16 protein-coding genes and 1 pseudogene are annotated in these 18,625 nt (G+C 42.2%); 5 read left to right on the top strand and 12 right to left on the bottom strand.

Annotated elements, in window-relative coordinates; translation table 11 throughout:
• Nucleotides 1-6 precede the first annotated feature (6 nt).
• From PGY05_RS16640 to PGY05_RS02970, 11 genes and pseudogenes are all read right to left on the bottom strand, one after another.
• Nucleotides 7-126: pseudogene (locus PGY05_RS16640) on the bottom strand (recombinase family protein); the annotation flags it as partial.
• 17 nt (nt 127-143) lie between these two features.
• Complete coding sequence (dinD, locus tag PGY05_RS03015) at nt 144-989, bottom strand: DNA damage-inducible protein D (RefSeq protein ID WP_173686389.1); 846 nt, start codon at nt 987-989, stop codon at nt 144-146.
• A 53-nt stretch (nt 990-1,042) separates the two neighbouring features.
• Complete coding sequence (locus PGY05_RS03010) at nt 1,043-1,321, bottom strand: helix-turn-helix domain-containing protein (RefSeq protein ID WP_008368854.1); 279 nt, start codon at nt 1,319-1,321, stop codon at nt 1,043-1,045.
• Nucleotides 1,322-1,742: 421 nt separating this feature from the next.
• Nucleotides 1,743-1,979, bottom strand: coding sequence for a 23S rRNA methyltransferase (locus PGY05_RS03005; RefSeq protein ID WP_227084729.1), 237 nt, complete (start codon nt 1,977-1,979; stop codon nt 1,743-1,745).
• Between the two features lie 224 nt (nt 1,980-2,203).
• The gene (locus PGY05_RS03000) at nt 2,204-4,648 is read right to left on the bottom strand and encodes an ABC transporter permease (RefSeq protein WP_270475332.1); all 2,445 of its coding nucleotides are present in this window, start codon (nt 4,646-4,648) and stop codon (nt 2,204-2,206) included.
• Nucleotides 4,645-5,319, bottom strand: a complete 675-nt coding sequence (locus tag PGY05_RS02995; protein WP_008368866.1) for an ABC transporter ATP-binding protein — start codon at nt 5,317-5,319, stop codon at nt 4,645-4,647. The genes PGY05_RS03000 and PGY05_RS02995 overlap by 4 nt, the downstream gene beginning before the upstream one ends.
• Nucleotides 5,320-5,491: 172 nt before the next feature.
• Nucleotides 5,492-6,757 (bottom strand): sensor histidine kinase, encoded by a 1,266-nt coding sequence (locus PGY05_RS02990; protein ID WP_270475331.1) that lies wholly within the window; start codon nt 6,755-6,757, stop codon nt 5,492-5,494.
• On the bottom strand, nt 6,733-7,422 hold the full coding sequence (locus tag PGY05_RS02985; protein WP_008120506.1) for a response regulator transcription factor: 690 nt from the start codon (nt 7,420-7,422) through the stop codon (nt 6,733-6,735). The genes PGY05_RS02990 and PGY05_RS02985 overlap by 25 nt, the downstream gene beginning before the upstream one ends.
• Before the next feature lie 117 nt (nt 7,423-7,539).
• The gene (gene rlmD, locus PGY05_RS02980; protein ID WP_117835179.1) at nt 7,540-8,943 is read right to left on the bottom strand and encodes a 23S rRNA (uracil(1939)-C(5))-methyltransferase RlmD; all 1,404 of its coding nucleotides are present in this window, start codon (nt 8,941-8,943) and stop codon (nt 7,540-7,542) included.
• A gap of 31 nt (nt 8,944-8,974) precedes the next feature.
• Complete coding sequence (locus PGY05_RS02975) at nt 8,975-9,916, bottom strand: 3'-5' exoribonuclease YhaM family protein (RefSeq protein WP_008368874.1); 942 nt, start codon at nt 9,914-9,916, stop codon at nt 8,975-8,977.
• A gap of 56 nt (nt 9,917-9,972) precedes the next feature.
• Entirely contained in the window at nt 9,973-11,256 is a 1,284-nt protein-coding gene (locus PGY05_RS02970; protein WP_118199539.1) for a S1C family serine protease, read from the bottom strand.
• A 158-nt stretch (nt 11,257-11,414) separates the two neighbouring features.
• On the opposite strand from PGY05_RS02970, the gene PGY05_RS02965 reads away from it, so the two are divergent.
• From PGY05_RS02965 to PGY05_RS02955, 3 genes are read left to right on the top strand one after another with little or no spacing between them, the layout of a single operon-like run.
• Nucleotides 11,415-13,790 (top strand): endonuclease MutS2, encoded by a 2,376-nt coding sequence (locus tag PGY05_RS02965; protein WP_270475330.1) that lies wholly within the window; start codon nt 11,415-11,417, stop codon nt 13,788-13,790.
• A gap of 17 nt (nt 13,791-13,807) precedes the next feature.
• A complete protein-coding gene (locus tag PGY05_RS02960; protein WP_008368880.1) occupies nt 13,808-14,509 on the top strand; it encodes a response regulator transcription factor in 702 nt (233 codons plus the stop codon).
• Entirely contained in the window at nt 14,509-15,921 is a 1,413-nt protein-coding gene (locus PGY05_RS02955; RefSeq protein ID WP_270475329.1) for a sensor histidine kinase, read from the top strand. The genes PGY05_RS02960 and PGY05_RS02955 overlap by 1 nt, the downstream gene beginning before the upstream one ends.
• A gap of 106 nt (nt 15,922-16,027) precedes the next feature.
• On the opposite strand, the gene PGY05_RS02950 is transcribed toward PGY05_RS02955, so the two are convergent.
• Nucleotides 16,028-17,248 (bottom strand): substrate-binding domain-containing protein, encoded by a 1,221-nt coding sequence (locus PGY05_RS02950; protein ID WP_055247939.1) that lies wholly within the window; start codon nt 17,246-17,248, stop codon nt 16,028-16,030.
• 346 nt (nt 17,249-17,594) lie between these two features.
• Here PGY05_RS02950 and PGY05_RS02945 point away from each other — a divergent pair, with 346 nt between their 5' ends.
• Together PGY05_RS02945 and PGY05_RS02940 are read left to right on the top strand one after the other, a co-directional pair.
• A complete protein-coding gene (locus PGY05_RS02945) occupies nt 17,595-17,765 on the top strand; it encodes a DUF362 domain-containing protein (RefSeq protein WP_008368888.1) in 171 nt (56 codons plus the stop codon).
• Nucleotides 17,766-17,999: 234 nt separating this feature from the next.
• The gene (locus tag PGY05_RS02940; protein WP_270475328.1) at nt 18,000-18,611 is read left to right on the top strand and encodes a helix-turn-helix domain-containing protein; all 612 of its coding nucleotides are present in this window, start codon (nt 18,000-18,002) and stop codon (nt 18,609-18,611) included.
• The last annotated feature ends 14 nt before the right edge of the window (nt 18,612-18,625 follow it).

Raw genomic sequence — 18,625 nt, 5'->3', positions numbered from 1 at the left:
GCAGTAGATATCCTGAAATTTTGCATATTTTTTTAGTTTGTCCTTCTGTGCATCCAAGCTGTAACCATCAACCTGAATTGCTGTTGATACACGAGTATATATGTAGCATTTTGTTTTCTTTTTCAATAACCTAACCTTCCAGTTTATTCATTTGTCAATTTTCCCGACTGCTCAGCTAACTTCTTTTCTTCTCTCTTTACCCTACGTTCTAATTTTTTAATATCTTCTGATGCGGGCAAATTTTCTGGCTTAATCCCCCTCTGCCCCAGCATATCCCTAACTGACGTATTATTTTCAACATGCTCAACAGTAATAGCCGTCTCACCCTGTAAGTCTTTTTCTTCAACATTATAATTTGTCATTTCAGTTGCAAGGTTCTTTGCAGCAATAGTAAGTGTTGGTAAAAAATCTGCAAGCGGCCTTTTATCTTGCACTCCTAAACGTTCTTTCATTTGTTTTGTAGTGAATCCTCCAAATAAAGCCTGATCCCCCTTAGATCGGATACGTCCAAATCCAGCATCATCAACTCCACGTTCATATATATTTTGAGACAGTCGTTTTTCAGATTCTCGAAGCTTTCCTCTTGCCTCAGTTCTTTCAATATAAGAAATCCTTTCTTCTATCAATTCCTGTTTTCTTGTTTGAACTGCAAAATAGCTTTGTGCAAAAGCGATCTGTTCTTTACGAGGATCTCCGTTCTCTGCAATAAGATAACATGCATAACGTGTAAGCATATAATCTTCTACTTCTCTATTTGCGCCACTTCCCAGAATAACCATTTTACTGGCATCAGCAAAATGGTTCTCTACTACAATGCCATTATTTGCACAAGCAACTTTTGCCTTTAATAAAACATTTTCAAAATTTTGCCATTTTGAATAATCTAGCAAATGCATTAATTCACGTGCATACCAAAATTCAACTCCGTTTTCTTCATGCCTAATTTCATCAAATCTTTTCTTATAATTCATTATCATTTTCTTTTCCATATTAGACTTTCTCCTCCCACATTAAACCATTTTACTGACGTCAGTAAAATGGTCTATTCCTCTTTTTCCCTCAGTTTGTCATAATACGCTTTATACCTATAAATCGTCCGCTCACTGACATTGTTCCTCTTCGCAATTTCTACCATCGTCATGCCGCTCTCATATCCAACAACAAAATCATTATAAATTGCCATCCACTTGGCGTTATGTTTCTGACGACCGCTTAACTTACGATTTCTGTAATACTCCAATTCCTCCCGAAGTTCTGCATTCTCTTTTTCCAACTCCTCAATTCTTTTTAATGCCTCTTCAAGTGTTACAGTTTTCTCCATTACTCTGTCCTCCGTTTATGTCATTTTCGTTTTGTCTATATTATAAATACCTATGTCGCTTTAGTCAATCCGATTGTGTCATGTCGTATCATTTTTCACAATAGCTTTCATACAATCGAAATACCGCTGATATCTTTTACAGGCTAAACTTCTCCAAAAGCAGTCAGCCTGTATGTTTTTTATCCAATCACGTAAAATCCATTTTCTTTTTATTGCCGGTCCATATTTTAAGATCAGTGCTGTCACAACATCCACACATCTCTCAAATCAGTCTTAATACATCAGTATTATTACCTTGTCCCTTGAACACTTCCATATCTGCAAAAAGGACATCCCCTGACCTGTAAAATCTACAGTTCCGGAATGTCCTTTTTTCCATACTTCACTATATTTTTAACACATGATACTGCTTATCCACACTCTATATGATTCCAAAATGTCTAAATGCCTGCATAATCGCATCTTCCTTCTCCGGTGTACACTGTGGCTGTCTCGCATTCTCTGATTTAGCCGGATTGAAGTTCTCACCGACATCTAATCCACACTTCTTCTTAATCTGTGCGATATACAGTGATGAAACCTTAAGTTCTGTCTGTTCCAGTACATATGCCTTTATCTGCTCATAAGTTGCTTTTCCCTTGAATTCAGATAAATCCATATCCTCCAGAAAGAAGTCCACCTTCACTTTTCTACTGTCGACCATTCCCTTGGAAAGTAAAACAACCGTCTCACAGAACATATTTTATCGCAAGGCTTTTAAAAATGGAATAGATTTTACCAAACGACAGTTTTCAAAAAACTTATATCGGTTGCATTTTGTCAAAAGTACAAAACTTTTTAAAGCCAAGTGCTTTTAATTCCTGTTATGATACTGAGGATATGCTATCCCTGATACCTTATTCTTTCTACCAGCGTTTCCTTTTTCAGATTACTGCTTAAAACACAGGAAAGCACAATTTGTAAAATACCAACCAGAAGAATCATAACAAGAATCGGGATAAGAGGAACGTGATAAACGTTCATTCCAAAAATCCCATTATGCTTCGCATAGGAAAACAGTGCATAGCCAAGGGGCAGACCGGCAGCAAGTGCGACGCAGATGGTGCCAACCGTAAAAATCAAGCCCTGTATTTGTAAGCTCAGATTCAACTGCTTATTGGTCATGCCTACCGCTTGCAGCACACCGTATTCCTGCTTCTTCGTGGTGATATTGATGATCATGGTGTTTGCCAGATTCATAAACCCAATGAGACCGACAATTGCCATAAACAGATAACAGCCAAGCTTCATCATGCTGCTTGCAAATTCGGCAGATTGTAACCGCGCATGATAAGTATCCATTTTTATATGCGAAGTATTAGAAATCAAAGTATTCAGACTTTGTTCTACAGATGCCACATCTTTTTTATCACAGTCCACCCACAGATAGCCATAGGCTGTTCCCCTCGGATTCATGGAACGATATACACCTTCCGGAATGACAAGATAAGTGTCCGCGCTTACAAAGGATCCTGCAATCTTTCCCTGATAGGTATAGGTTCCACTTCCATTCTCAAAGTCAAATGCAATAGATTCACCCGGAGCATATCCATCTTGTTCCATCCACGTTGACCAGCCAAAGAAAATATCACCATTCTTTACCGCCTGATCATAGTCCATAGAGCCAATATCCCCTTCTTGGCGCATAAAATCAAAATCCTTTTTACTCACAATATCAGCCGGAAATCTTGTTCCGTTCAGATTTACAGAGACAATCTCTCTCGTCATGACATCTGTTACTCCCGGAATGCTTTTGATTTCTTCAATCAGCGAATCATTCAATGGATTATCCGTCAGAATCGTATCTAGATTATTCTCCGGATATCTTTCATCGTACTCAGCAGAATAGTCAAGCTGCAGTTCAAATTGTCCATGATTAACGGAAAGACGTGCTTCATGCTCCGTATCAATATTTCCTACATAATTAGAGATAATCACAAACAATGCGCAGGAAAGCCCCAGTGTGAGGATGGTACCAATGGTTCTTTTTGGATTACCCGTTATATTTGCCATTGCCATAGAAAACACGGTGACATTTTTTCTGCCATTTCGTTTTCCTTTTTTGTGTGTTTCTGCATTTTCTAAATACCGTGTTGCTTCGATAGGTGAAATCCTTGAAACAATTTTCATTGATTTGCGCAGTGCCAAAGCAACGGTAAGAAATGATACGAAAATACATAGAAGTATAACAGGCAGGGAAAACAGTGGCACCTGCTGATTTTGGACTCCCATAGAACCAGTTTGGGTTGATACAAGGTTTCCCTGTTCTACCAGCCAGTTAAAACCGCATTTTGCAATCAGAAAACCAAGAAGCAATCCAACCGGTATTGAAAAAAATGTCAAAAAAATGCCCTCTCTGAAGATCAGTTGTTTCATCTGCTTTTTTGTCGCTCCCAGAGCCTTGATTTTTCCATACTCCTGTATCTTGTTGACAATACCGACCTGAAAAATATTATAAATGACCACAACAGAGAAAAGTACAATTGCAAGAATCAGAATTCCACATACCGCAATCGTTTCATAACTCGGCTGCAAGACCCATTGCAGATAGAAATCATTGATTATAACATTTTTTTCTTCGATTCCACAAGATGCTGCAATCTGCTTTATAACCGGTTCAATATTCTTCATAGATACATTTGCAGAATCATTTAAAGTAAAATAAATATTATACTGTCTGTCATTCTCTGCGACGTGCTCATCATAAAACTCCTGTGACCCAAAAGCAACATAAGATGCCTCGATGGTATACTCATCCCGGTCATATAGGATTCCGCTGACAACAAACTCTTCCGGCTTATATTCTGACCGCATCCCTGCACGGTAATCCAGTGTAACCGTATCTCCGACCTTTACATCATCATATCCCATTGCACGAAAAAACGCTCTTCCGGCGGCAATTTCCTGCATTTTTTCCGGATACTTTCCTTCCTTTAATTCATATTCCTTATTATAGGGAAGCATTTTTCTTGCAGTCTCATCCATGCAGACAAACCCGCCATTTTCATTGCCTTTTATGATGCCTTCTGTACACATAATTCCTATTGCATCTATTTCTGCACGGCGGCTTACTTCCTTTAACTGCGATCCGTCTGCTGCGACAAACAAACCATAATTGCTTCCATATGAGCCTGCCGCTTGACTTTTCTGCAAACGTATCATTCCATTTCCCATAGTACTGATAATCACAAGCAGCATCGTGGTCAGACATATGGACATCATAATCAGTATACTTCTTGTCTTGTTCTTTTTGTCATTGCTATATGCAATCCTGCTTATTGTCTTCATCTGAAATCCACCACCTGTCCGTCCTCAATCACCAGAATACGGTCAGCGACCTGTGCAATTTCGTCATCATGGGTAATCATTACAATTGTCTGTCCATATTTTTTTGCTGTCATCTTAAGCAGGGCGATCACCTCATCACTGGTCTTGGAATCAAGATTTCCTGTCGGCTCATCTGCAAATATAATTTCCGGACGATTCACCAGTGCTCTTGCAATTGCCACTCTCTGCTGCTGTCCTCCGGATAACTGATTTGGCAGATTATAAATCCGGTTTTCAATCCCCAGAGTTGCAATAATATCATTTACATACGCTTCATCCACTTTTCTTCCATCCAGCCCCAGTGGCAGTACAATATTTTCCCAGACATTAACAGATGAAACCAGATTAAATGCCTGAAAAACAAATCCGATTTTTCTTCTGCGGAAAACAGCAAGGGCATCTTCCTTCATCCTGTATAAATCTTTCCCTGCTAAAGTAACACTGCCTTTTGTCGGGGTGTCTAGCCCTCCAAGCATATGAAGTAATGTACTTTTACCGGAACCTGACTTTCCAACAATTGCGACAAATTCTCCCTGCTCAATCTGAATGTCCACCTGATTGACCGCTTTGACCTGATTCTCACCTGCACCATAAAACTTACAAAGCTGCCTGGTTTCTAATATCACACTCATGTGTTGCCTCCTTTTCAATTCTGTAAAGCGTACCTTTTCAGCACACTTTCTTTGCCTGTTTATATATCATTTTTCAACCTACATGCTGATTGTAGCAATATAATCTTTCATTTCACTTTCAAAAAGTGGGCAGAAGTCTTACAGAATTGTAAGATTTCTGCCCAATTAAAATTTAACCAACATATGGTAATTGAATCACAAACATGCTTCCTTTTTTCTTTTTGCCGGAGGTTGCCGTAATCGTACCTGCGTGTTTTTCGATAATTTCTCTCGATAGAAAAAGTCCGATTCCTGTACCACTCTTTTCCATGACCTCCTTGGAACTTCCTCTGTAAAATCGTTGAAAAATTTTGTGATACTCATTCTGCGGAATACCAATTCCCTGATCCTCAATTTCCATTCTTACAAGATCGTTTCTTTTTTGTAACCGGATAAATATTTTTGAACCACACGGACTGTACTTGACCGCATTATCCAGAACGTTGATCACAGCTTCACCAAGCCACCTTTTATCCTGCATAATCGTGCATGTTTCCAGCTCTTTTTCATAGTCAAAAACGAATTCAATTTCTTTCTCATCCGCTTTAGGATAAGTGCGGTTCACAGCAGATATGACAGTATCCATAAGCGGAAGTTTTTTCTTATTAATCTGAATCAGTCCAGTTTCCATCTTGGATATTTCAAGAAGCGACTGCAATAATGTCTCCAGTCCATCCAGAGCACTCCGACAACGGATACGAAACTCCTCCTGTTCTGTGGCACTTAAGTCATTCTGCATCAGCACACTAAAACATGTATCCAAAGCTGCAACCGGTGTCTTTAACTGGTGAGAAATATCAGAAACCATTTCTTTCGTGTTCTCCTTTTCTGCCCGTGCTTCTTCCTTTAGCAACTGAATATGATGTCCGATTGCTTCAAGCTGGTCATTCAATTTTTCCAGTTCTGCATGATTTTCCGTTTTCAGTAAATCATCAAATTTATTTTCACGGAATCTGATCAGAATTTCTTCCAACTGGTCTAAAATTTTCTGATGACACGCATCTTCTTTTTTCTTCCAATAAAATAAAAAAGTCAAAAGAAGCACGCATATCACAGTGCTTACAGCACCGGTCACCATAACCTGATGCCGGAATTGCGAATAAAATGCATTCCCTTTATTCCCCCAGTATCCATATTGCTCCAATAATCGCCTTCCCTGTTCGTTAGTTTCAATATCCTTATCCTTAAGCAATTCCGAAACAACATCCAGCCCGGAAAATTCTTCCTTTGCAGCAATCTCTGTCATAAGATTCATTTTATATTTATAATCTTCATAAAACACATACGTGGTAAAGCAATTTAATATTGCAAACAATAATATGACAGGTAATACCAAGGAGATCACTACTGTAATCTTCTTGCGATATCTCTTTGTCACTGCCTTACTTCCTGATTCCATATATACCCAAGACCTCTGATATTCTTTATATAGACCGGTGCAGCCGGATTGTCTTCGATTTTCTCACGGAGTCTTCTGATATTGACAGCGATTGTATTTTCATCCACAAAATCCCCTTCCAGATCAAACACATTTTCCAATATTTGTGTTTTTGAAAGAATCTGTTTCGGATTCTGAAGAAAAAAAGTCAGCATTTTCAACTCCGTTTTTGTCAGACTGATTTCACGACTCTTTATCAGGACTTTCATTTCTCCTGCGATAAATACGATATCTCCCGAAATCATCTTTCCGGCTTCCGTTTTCTCCTGTCTGCGGCGGAAATGTGCTTCTATTTTCAAAAGAAGTACCGAAAGACTAAACGGCTTTGTAATATAATCATCTGCCCCTGCTTCATATCCCATGACCTGATCCATCTCCTGATCTAGTGCTGTAAGACAAATAATGTATGTATTATAATTGCATCTCATCCACCTTACAAATTCCAGTCCATTCCCATCCGGAAGATTCACATCACAAATGGTAACATCCACATTATTATCACTTGCAATTCTTTTCGCTTTTTTCACTGATTCTGCTGAAAAAACCTCATATCCGGATTTTTTCAGTGAGAATGTAATTCCACGATTTAAATTTTCATCATCTTCAACCACGAGTATACCTGGCATAGCATATGCACCTCTCTTTATTAACTATTCATCTTAAAATGCTTCAATGCCTCCACAATTGCATTCTCTTTATCTTCTGGACACTGCGGTTGCCTGCTATCTTCATTTTTAGGTAAATTATTTTTGTTTCAGTTGGGACAAAAGAACAACCGTCTCAACGTGCACACTCATCGGAAACATATCAGTCGCCTTCACCTTCCTGATCTCATACCCATTCTCCCGCAGATACTTCACATCCCGAGCCAAAGTCGCTGAATCGCAGCTCACATATACGATCCTCTCCGGCTCCATCTGAACCATCGTATCCAGTACGCTTCTCTCACATCCTTTTCTCGGTGGATCGACTACGATCACATCCGCTCTCGCATGCTCTCCCGGATGCTCTTTTGCATAATCCGCATAATACTCCGGCAGCACTTCTTCTGCCTTTCCTACAAAAAACTCCGCGTTTGTAATCTCATTGATCTCAGCATTATGCTTTGCATCTTCAATTGCCTGTGGCACGATTTCCACGCCGTAAACTTTCTGTGCTTTCTGCGCAAGGAAAAGGGAAATCGTTCCGATACCACAATACACATCCCAAACCGTCTCTTTTCCAGTAAGCCCGGCGTATTCCAGTGCGGTTCCGTAAAGTACCTCTGTCTGTACCGGATTCACCTGATAGAAAGACAGCGGTGATATCTGGTATTTGACATTACCGATATAATCGGTGATATACGTCTGTCCCCAGAGCGGACAAACCTTTGATCCCATGATCACATTCGTCTTTTCTTTATTGATATTATAAGTAATACTTGTCATTCCCGGAATCTTTGTCAGCTTTTCCAACAATTTTTCACTGCAGGGAAGCTTATCCCCGTTAATGATCAGACAAACCATGATCTCTTTTGTTGTAAATCCATACCGGACCAGGACATGGCGCACCAGCCCTTTGTGCCGTTCCTCATCATATGCAGAAATCTTCTCTTCCCGCATGTAGTCCAGAATCTGATCCAGAATCACTTTATTCTCCGGTACTCCAAGTACGCAGTCCCTGTTCGGAACCGGGATGATCTGATGGGTTCTTCCGGCATAGAATCCGGCAATCAGATTTCCTTCTTTATCCACTCCGATCGGGAACTGTGCTTTATTCCGGTAACGGAACGGTTCCTCCATTCCTGCGATCGGCTCCATGATCTGATCCAGCAATTCTTCTTCCACACTGCCAAGACGGATCAGGTTATTTCTTACTTTTGTATTTTTAAACTCCAGCTGTTTCCGGTAATCCATCTCCTGAATCTGGCATCCGCCACAGCGTCTTGCCTCCGGACAGCGTGCAGATACACGAAATGCGGATTCTTTTACAATCCGCATTAATCTCGCATATCCGTAGTTCTTTTTTGCTTTCATTACTTTTACTTCAACGGTATCTCCGATGACTGCATCCTTGATAAACAAAGTATATCCATCAACCTTTCCGATTCCTTCACCACCGATTCCGATATCTGTAACTTCTACCGTCACTACGTCATTTTTCTTCATTTTTATATTCATCTTTCTTTCAGAACTTCTCTTAGATACTGGTCTTTCTTAAGTTAGATTCAAACAGACGGTTATAACCTAACCAGTCCTTTGTATCTTTTGCCTTAAAAATCTCTGTCAGTGTCTGCATCTTTGCATCAGCATTATCCGCACAATTAAGTGCCATTGCCTCAGCAAGCGCCGGTTTCTTCGGCGAACCGTATTCGAGTTCTCCGTGATGCGCTACGATACAGTGCTTTAATTCGCTGGCAAGCTTCTTTGGAAAATCCGGGATCTCACGAATTGCATCATCCAGCATTTCCACACCGATCACAATATGACCGAGCAGCTGCCCATCATCGGTATAATCATTATCCGGGAACAGGGAAAGTTCCTGTGTCTTTCCGATATCATGACACATTGCCGCTGTATACAGAAGATCCTTATTCAGGATCGGATATGCCCCTGCCATATATTCACAGAATTTCACTACGCTTAATGTGTGCTCCAGAAGTCCTCCGGCAAATCCGTGATGTACACTCTTTGCTGCAGAATGTGCCTTGAAGCTCTTGATAAACTGTTCATCATTTACAAAATAATACCGGATCACCTGCTGCAGATACGGGTTCTTCACCTGCTTTCCATAACGCATCAGTTCTTCATACATTCCATCCACACTTTTCTCGCTGGTCGGCATATAATCCGCCGGATCGTATTCTCCCTCGTCTGCTACACGGAGCTGCTTGATGTTCATCTGAAGATTGCCGTTATAGCTGATGATCTCCCCGTAAACTTCAATAAAATCTTTTTCGCTGTAATCTGCAATTCCATTTGAATTCGGATCCCAGATCTTTCCATCTAAAGTTCCTGTCTTGTCCTGAAGGATCAGGTTGTCATATGGTTTCCCGTTCCTTGTCTCCGCACTTCTTTTCCCTTTGCAAAGATACGTATTTCTGATTGTCTCGCCTTCGTGTAATGTCTCAATATATCTCATGTCATTCCTCTTCCTGCTTTATATTTTAAATTTATGGTTGCTTTTTATCTGCAAATCTATTCTTTACTTCCAACTGTCACATCAAATGTTACATCAACATAACCATCTGCGCCACGCCTCTGCCCTTTGATCCTGATCTGTGTACCGGTTCCGGCTTCTGCAATCTGTTTATGAAATCCTGCTATACCGGTGATATCTGTCTTGTTAATCTCTGTGATCACATCACCATTCTGGATCCCCGCCTGCATCGCAGGCGAATCAGCCTCTACTTCCCTGACGTAAATGCCTTTCGGGATTCCCTGTTCGCCGGCAAGCTTCTCCGTCACTACAACTCCGTGAACGCCAATATACGGAACTCCCTGTCCATTTGCCAGAAGTTCGATCTCTTCCTTGATATCCGAAATCGCATAAGCACTTACAAGATTTCCGTCTCTCTGCAGTTCTGACTGGTCACAGATTCCAATCACTTCACCCGCCGTGTTAAACAGAATTCCGCTCCCTTTTTCACTTCCTGCAATATCTGTATCAAGCAGCCGGTACTGCCCGTCCGCCACTGTCCGGTAATTTCTGGTGGAACTGATGATCCCATATCCGACACCACCTGCATATCCAAACTGCTCACCAAGAACGATCACGCCGTCCCCACGGTTCACTGCATTAGAATTACCAAGCATCGCCGTCTGGATCTGGTTTCTCGTACTATCCGACAGATCTGATCTCTTGATCGCAATGATCGCAAGTCCAAGATTCCGGTCCTGCTTTTTCAAAGTTGCGTTATATGTAGTATTGTCTGAAAATGTGGCTTTCAGTGCTTCTGCATCTTTCACAATTCTTGCCGGTGCCGCAATCAAAAGATCTGCTCCATTATCCCAGAAAATAACTCCCGATACAGCCTGCTCCCCTGCATTCTCCCAGCCTTCATCCCGGTGCACGGCATAGATCTCAACCACACTTTTTCCTGCTGACAATGCCACCTGGTATAATGCATGGTTCATCTCCTGATAATCTTCGACAGTCAGATCCGGATACTGAATCTCTTCCTCCTGTGCTTCCTGATCCTTGGTATCCGTCTCATTCTCAACCGGAGTTTCCTCCTGATCCAGCGGAATCGTTACCTTCTCTCCGCCCAGATGTGTCATCGCCCATGGGCGAAGGGCATAAAACGCAAGACCTGCTGCAAGTCCAAAAATCAGTCCTCTTCCTGCAAGCCTGCACAGATTTCCCATGATTCCTTTTTTACTTCGCTGTTCATCTTTTACTGTTTCCTGCAAAAACGAATATTTTTCTTCCTCACTATCGTGCGGTTCTTCGTTATGCTTATTCTCTCGATTATCAGACATTGTGCTTCTCCTTAGGCCTCCGGAGTGCTTTCAGCCACACCTGGTTTTAGTATACATGATTCCCCGCAAATGTTCAACGAAATTTCACCTTTCCACTTTCATTTAGACGGTAAATAAGTTAGAATAGAACCAGACAAAATATGAGGTATAAATGTATTATGAATCAAAAATCTTTAACAAAATTGGAATTTCCAAAAATTATAGAGATGCTGACCGATCACGCTTCTTCCCCTGGCGGAGCTTCATTCTGCCGACGGATCAAGCCGATGACCGACCTTAACAAAATCATCACTGCACAGGAACAGACTGCCGCAGCATTTACCCGCATTGTAAAGAAGGGAATTCCTTCTTTCAGCGGCTGCTATGCTGTCTCCGACTCTCTTAAGCGCCTGGAGATTGGAAGTGCCTTAAGCGCACCGGAACTCCTCCGGATCGGCAAGCTTCTTCAGACAACCGCCCGGATCAAATCCTACGGTCGTCATGAAAATGCAGACGATCAGGCAGATTGTCTGGATGTATATTTTGAACAGCTTGCGCCGCTTACACCACTTTCTACTGAAATTGACCGCTGCATTCTTGGTGAAGACGAGATCAGCGATGATGCCAGCAGCAAATTAAAGCAGATCCGCCGCAATATTAACGGCATGAATGACAAAATCCATTCTACCATGACCGGACTTTTGAACGGTTCCATGCGCACCTATCTCCAGGATGCCATTATTACCATGCGTGGCGACCGTTACTGTCTCCCGGTAAAAGCCGAGTACCGCAGCCAGGTAAATGGTCTGATCCATGACCAGTCAGCAACCGGCTCCACACTTTTCATTGAGCCGATGGCCGTTGTCAAACTGAACAATGATCTGAAAGAATTATATGCCCAGGAGCAGGAAGAAATCCAGGTGATCCTTGCCCGCCTCAGTGTGGATGCAGCTGAATATATTGAAGAAATCCGTCTGAACTACAAAGCACTTGTAGAACTGGATTTTATTTTTGCAAAAGGTGCACTGGCACTGGATATGAACGCCAGCCGCCCAGCCTTTAACACCGAAGGCCGGATCCGGATCCGTGAGGGAAGACACCCTCTTCTGGACCGTAAAAAAGTTGTTCCGATCAGTCTGACACTTGGAGATACCTTTGATCTTCTCGTCATAACCGGTCCGAACACAGGTGGTAAGACCGTTTCCCTCAAGACTGTGGGACTTTTTACCCTGATGGGCCAGGCAGGTCTGCACATTCCCGCACTTGACCGTTCAGAACTTGCTGTATTTAACCAGGTTTATGCTGATATTGGTGACGAACAGAGTATTGAACAGTCTTTAAGTACCTTCTCTTCTCACATGACAAATGTGGTTTCTTTCCTAAATCATGTGGATGAGAATTCATTAGTCCTTTTCGATGAACTTGGTGCGGGAACCGATCCGACTGAGGGTGCTGCACTCGCTATCGCCATTCTGTCACATCTGCATAACCGTGGAATCCGCACTATGGCAACGACACACTACAGCGAACTGAAGGTATTTGCTCTTTCTACTCCGGGAGTAGAAAATGCCTGCTGTGAATTTGACGTGGAGACATTGAGCCCTACTTACCATCTTCTGATCGGTATTCCTGGAAAAAGTAATGCTTTCGCGATTTCCGAAAAACTCGGCCTTCCGGATTATATCATCCAGGATGCCAAAACGCATCTGACCGAGGAGGATGAATCTTTTGAAGATCTCCTTACTGATCTGGAACAGAGCCGCAAGACCATCGAAAAAGAGCGGGAAGAGGTTGCTTCTTACCGCCGCGAGATGGAGCGTCTCAAGTCCGAACTCAAGAACCAACAGGAAAAGCTGGATACACAGCGCGACCGGATCATTCGTGAGGCAAATGCCAGAGCAACCGACATTGTTCAGGAAGCCAAAGATTTTGCTGATGAGACAATGAAGAACTTCCGCAAATTCGGCAAAGCCAGTATTTCCGCTTCTGAGATGGAAAAAGAAAGAGAACGAATCCGCAAGCAGCTTTCCAAAACTGAAAATAAAAACCGTCTGGAAAAGAAAAAACCTTCCAAAGCATACAAGGCTAGCGATTTCCATCTGGGCGATTCTGTAAAAGTACTGAGCATGAATCTGACCGGAACGGTAAATTCACTACCGGATGCCAAAGGCAACCTGTTTGTCCAGATGGGTATTCTCCGGTCACAGGTCAATATTTCCGATCTCGAACTGATCGAAGAACCGCTTACAGTTACTGCAAAGCAGATGCGCAGAACCAGCAGTGGCAAGATGAAGATGGGCAAATCCATGCATGTCAGTCCGGAGATCAATCTTCTTGGCAAGACAGTCGATGAAGCAGTTGCCGAACTTGACAAATATCTGGATGATGCCTATATCGCACACTTAAGTCCGGTACGAATTGTACACGGGAAAGGAACCGGCGCACTCAGGAACGGGATCCATCAGTATCTGCGCCGCCAGAAACATATCAAATCCTTCCGGCTGGGAGCTTTCGGGGAGGGCGATGCCGGTGTAACTATCGTAGAATTCAAATAATCATTGGGGGAACTATCATGGTGACTAAACAGAAAATCTTAATTGTAGATGACGACGAGAATATTGCAGAACTGATTTCTCTCTACCTTACAAAGGAATGCTTCGATACGATGATCGTACACGATGGGGAAGAAGCTCTTACCGCATTTGAATCCTATCAGCCAAACCTGATGCTGCTCGACCTGATGCTTCCGGGCATCGATGGCTATCAGGTCTGTCGCGAGATCCGCAGTAAGCACAATACCCCAATCATTATGCTTTCCGCAAAAGGAGAAGTATTTGACAAGGTGCTCGGTCTGGAGCTTGGTGCCGATGATTACGTCTTAAAACCATTCGATTCCAAGGAGCTTGTCGCAAGAGTAAAAGCGGTACTCAGACGCTATCAGCCTGCCAAACCAGAAACTCCTGCCGCCAGCCGCGGAAAGGTTGTTGACTATCCGGGAATCGAGATCAATCTTACCAATTACGCAGTAACCGTTGATGGTAAGAATGTAGATATGCCGCCAAAAGAACTGGAACTTTTGTATTTCCTCGCCTCTTCACCAAACCAGGTATTCACACGCGAGCAGCTCCTTGACCAGATCTGGGGCTATGAGTATGTCGGCGACACCCGTACTGTTGATGTTCATATTAAGCGTCTGCGCGAGAAGATCAAGGATCATCCTTCCTGGGGACTTAGTACCGTCTGGGGAATCGGTTACAAATTTGAGGTGAAGTAATGAAAAGTACTCTTTACCTTAAATTTATCCTCTTATATATTATTCTCGGATTTTTAAGTATTTTTACAGTGGCATCCCTGTCATCCACACTGACAACCCACTATCTGGAAAGCAGCATTTCCGGCAATATGTATCAGTCGGCGAATCTGCTTGCATCCAATTATCTACCAGACTATTTTTCCGAAACCATTACTCTGGCAGATGTTTATACACAGCTCAATGGTATGAGCGATTATCTGAATTCAGATATCTGGTTTGTTGATAATGAGGGATCTTTACTTGCATCTGCCAAATCCGGCGATGTATCGTATGCCCCTTCCCGGATTGAAAATTTTGATCCTGCCGAATCCGGCGGCTCCACTTATCTGACCGGTGATTATCACGGGTACTTCAACTCAGAAATGATCACCGTGATTGCTCCGGTCACAGAGAATTTTTCAACCCACGGATATCTGCTTGTACATAAGCCTTACTCGCAAATCACAGACGCACATTCTGTTCTGATGCGTAACACGTATATCGTGATTCTGATCATTTATGTGCTCTCATTCATTATTTTGCTGGGTGTACATTTTCTGATCTACCGCCCGCTCGTCAAGATTACGAATGCAGCAAAGCAGTATGCTTCCGGCAATCTGGATGTTGTCATCCCGGTTAATACGCAGGATGAGATAGGATATCTTTCCGCATCTCTCAACTACATGTCTTCCCAACTGAAAGATATGGAGGATTACCAGAAGAAATTTGTGGCAAATGTATCCCATGATTTCCGTTCTCCTCTGACTTCCATCAAAGGCTATGTTGAAGCCATGGCGGATGGCACGATCCCACCTGAAATGCAGGGCAAATACTTAAATATCATCTTATTTGAAACAGAACGTCTTACTGACCTTACACGCGATCTGCTGACATTGAATGAATTTGATACGAAGGATCTTCTTCTTGATAAAACAGATTTTGATATTCACGAAGTGATCCGTAACACAGCAGCTTCTTTCGAAGGTACCTGCACCGCCAAAAAAATTTCTATCGAACTTCTTCTGGCAACTCGTACCCTGTATGTACATGCTGACCGGCACAAAATCCAACAGGTTCTATACAATCTGCTGGACAACGCGATCAAATTCAGCAATCCGGAGTCTACGATCACGATTGAAACCACACCGCGCGGTGACAAAGTATATACTTCCATCAAAGATTATGGAATTGGCATTCCGAAATCAAGTATCAACAAAATATGGGAACGTTTTTACAAAAGCGATCTCTCCCGCGGAAAAGACAAAAAAGGAACCGGACTTGGGCTTTCGATCGTAAAAGAAATTATTCAGGCACACAATGAAAATATCAATGTGATCAGTACCGAGGGAGTTGGAACAGAATTTATCTTCTCCCTTCCACTGACGAAAAAATAGCAAAAAGAAACGGTTGTAGCCGGCATAAATAATATGTCACTCACAACCGTTTTTATATAAAAATGTCTGAAACCCATTTCCCACAGATTTCAGACATTTCTTCTTACTAATAAAGCATCTTCTTAATCGAATCTTTATTCATATTATCTTTTGTAACCCAGGTATATCCGGTACTTACCGTTGCTTCATTTCCCTGACCAAGCACTGCTCTTGCGCAGGCAACAACCGTTGCATAGCCGATTCCGTATGGGTTCTGAACGATCAACCCATCAATCTTCCCATCTTCCAGAAGCTTCATCTGATCCTCCCCGCCGTCAAAGCTCACTACCTTGATTCGGTCTTCCCCTGTTGTTTTGTCCATAGAGTCCAGAACATTCACCACAAGGTCTGCTACTGTTTCATTGGTTGCAAAAATTCCTTTTACATCCGGATACTTTTCAAGAAGATACTTGATTGCATCCTGCTGTGCCGTCTGGGTATCCCGGCTATCTGCGTTCTCTTCCTCTGCTTTTTGCACATTATCTGCAGTCTCCTGGGAATTCTTTTCAGATGAATCTGCATTGATCTCTTTTGAGATCGCATCCAGATCATCCAGATGCCAGATCTCTGCAACCGTTACATTCGGATCATTCTTTTCCACTTCCTGTACAAATCCCTGCTCTCTTTCTTCAGAAGAAGTAGACTTGGAGTCATGTGCGATTACAAGGATCTGACCACTCTCACCGATACTGTTGCACAGCTTACTTGCTGCTGTTGCAGCGGCAGTTGTATTATCTGTATCAATCATGGATACAATATTCTGATAATCGGTCCCGGAATCAAATGCTACGATCGGGATCCCATTCTCTGCAGCAAGATCAAACTGAACCTCACATGCCCCTGAATCAACTGCTGCGATCCCAACCGCAACCGGATACCGTGCAAGCTCCTCATCCAGAATATTTACCTGATCATCTACATCATTCTCTGTCTCCGGCGCAGAATAAACAAGCTTTACTTTATCATTCCCTTTATATCCCAGGTTTGTATTAATATCCGCTACCGCCTGCTTTGCACCTTCCTGAACAGCTTTCCAGTATGCGGAAGAACTTCCTCTTCCTATAATAGAAATCGAGCTTCCTTTCTCCAGATTCAGTCCCTGCACATTGCCATATGCAGATGGCTGTAAAACATCCAGGTTACTCTGATGCTCATTCTCTTCCCTTGTCTCATGACTGAATGTCTGCTCTTTTCCTGTACCTGCATCATTCTTGCTTCCAGTTCCACATCCACCAGTCAAAAGTGCCACACAAAGTACAGCCGAAAGTATACTCCACCGTTTTTTCATAAATCCACTCCACTTTCTCTATCTTAAAATCAGTTTCATTATTGGTTATAAAATGATACAGTACCCACTATACACCAAATCGCCCTGGAAAGGTAGAAAAATTTCTTAAGATTTCATAAATTCTTTTTGGTTTCATTTGTAAGTTTTATATTACTAACCTTTTGGTTTTATATTTCTAACCAAAGAAATGCCCATTTCGCGCTATTAGTTTGACATTTCTAACTCGATTGTATCTATTTTTAAGCATAAATTCCTCTTGTATATTTTCAAGTTCTGTATTAGAATAAAGTTATGCGAAAGGCATATCGATTTTAACTTTTTCATAATAATAAGGAGGATACATATCATGGCACACGTAATTTCAGACGAATGTGTAAGCTGCGGAGCTTGCGAAAGCGAATGTCCAGTAGGAGCAATCTCTATGGGTGCAGATCATATGCAGATCGATGCTTCTGCATGTGTTGACTGTGGCGCTTGCGAATCAGCATGTCCTACAGGAGCAATCAGCGCTGAGTAATCAGAACACGTAGATTGAATAAGACAGTAAGAAAGAGACGATTTTCATCTGAAGATCGTCTCTTTTTATGTATACGTCTGAACCAAATACAGATCCAGTAAGCATCATCCTATCTGACATTCTTCCCTCTGCAACATTTGTCGAACGATTTTTCTTTCCATCTCTTCTTCTTATGCTACAATAGACTTGTACTCAATCTATATCACATACTTATTTTAATAAGGGGGTTATCGTATGGGCGACGTTCATTACATGATCTCAGAAGCTGCCAAACACGTTGGCGTAGAATCACATGTTCTTCGCTACTGGGAGGAAGAGCTTGATCTTCCGATCGGACGCACTGAGATGGGACATCGGCACTATACGGAAGAAGATATACAGCTTTTTAGCTGTATCAAAGAACTCAAAGAACAGGGACTACTCCTGAAGGAGATCAAACAGCTCCTTCCGGACATGCTTCGCACAAAAGCACTTCTGAAGGCCAGAAAATCGGATGCACCAAAGGCTGCCACTTCGATAAACGAAGTTGCTGACCCCCAGGATCCGGCTCTTTCTGTTTATACAGCAGACAACCTTTCTCTTTCTGTTTATCAGCCTCTGCTCGAAGAGTCTCTCCGAAAAATTCTTTTGGAAAACAACCAGATCCTGGAGGGGTCTCTCGGCAAATCCGTATCTGAAAAAGTAACAAAGGAAATGGATTTTCTTTTACAGGCAAAAGAACGCCTGGAAGAAGACCGTTACCGGAAGCTTGATCATTTACTTCGTCAGCAGCAGGCGCTCCGGAAAGAAGCTTCAAAATCTGCCGCCGGACATTACCTGCGGAAATTATTTGGCGAAACCACATAAAAGTCAAAAGACAG

This window comes from Coprococcus sp. AF51-11b1 (assembly GCF_027682785.1).
Taxonomy (GTDB): Bacteria; Bacillota; Clostridia; order Lachnospirales; family Lachnospiraceae; genus Allocoprococcus; species Allocoprococcus comes.
Note: the sequence above shows the minus strand (reverse complement) of the source record. Positions and strands in the feature narration are given on the sequence as shown.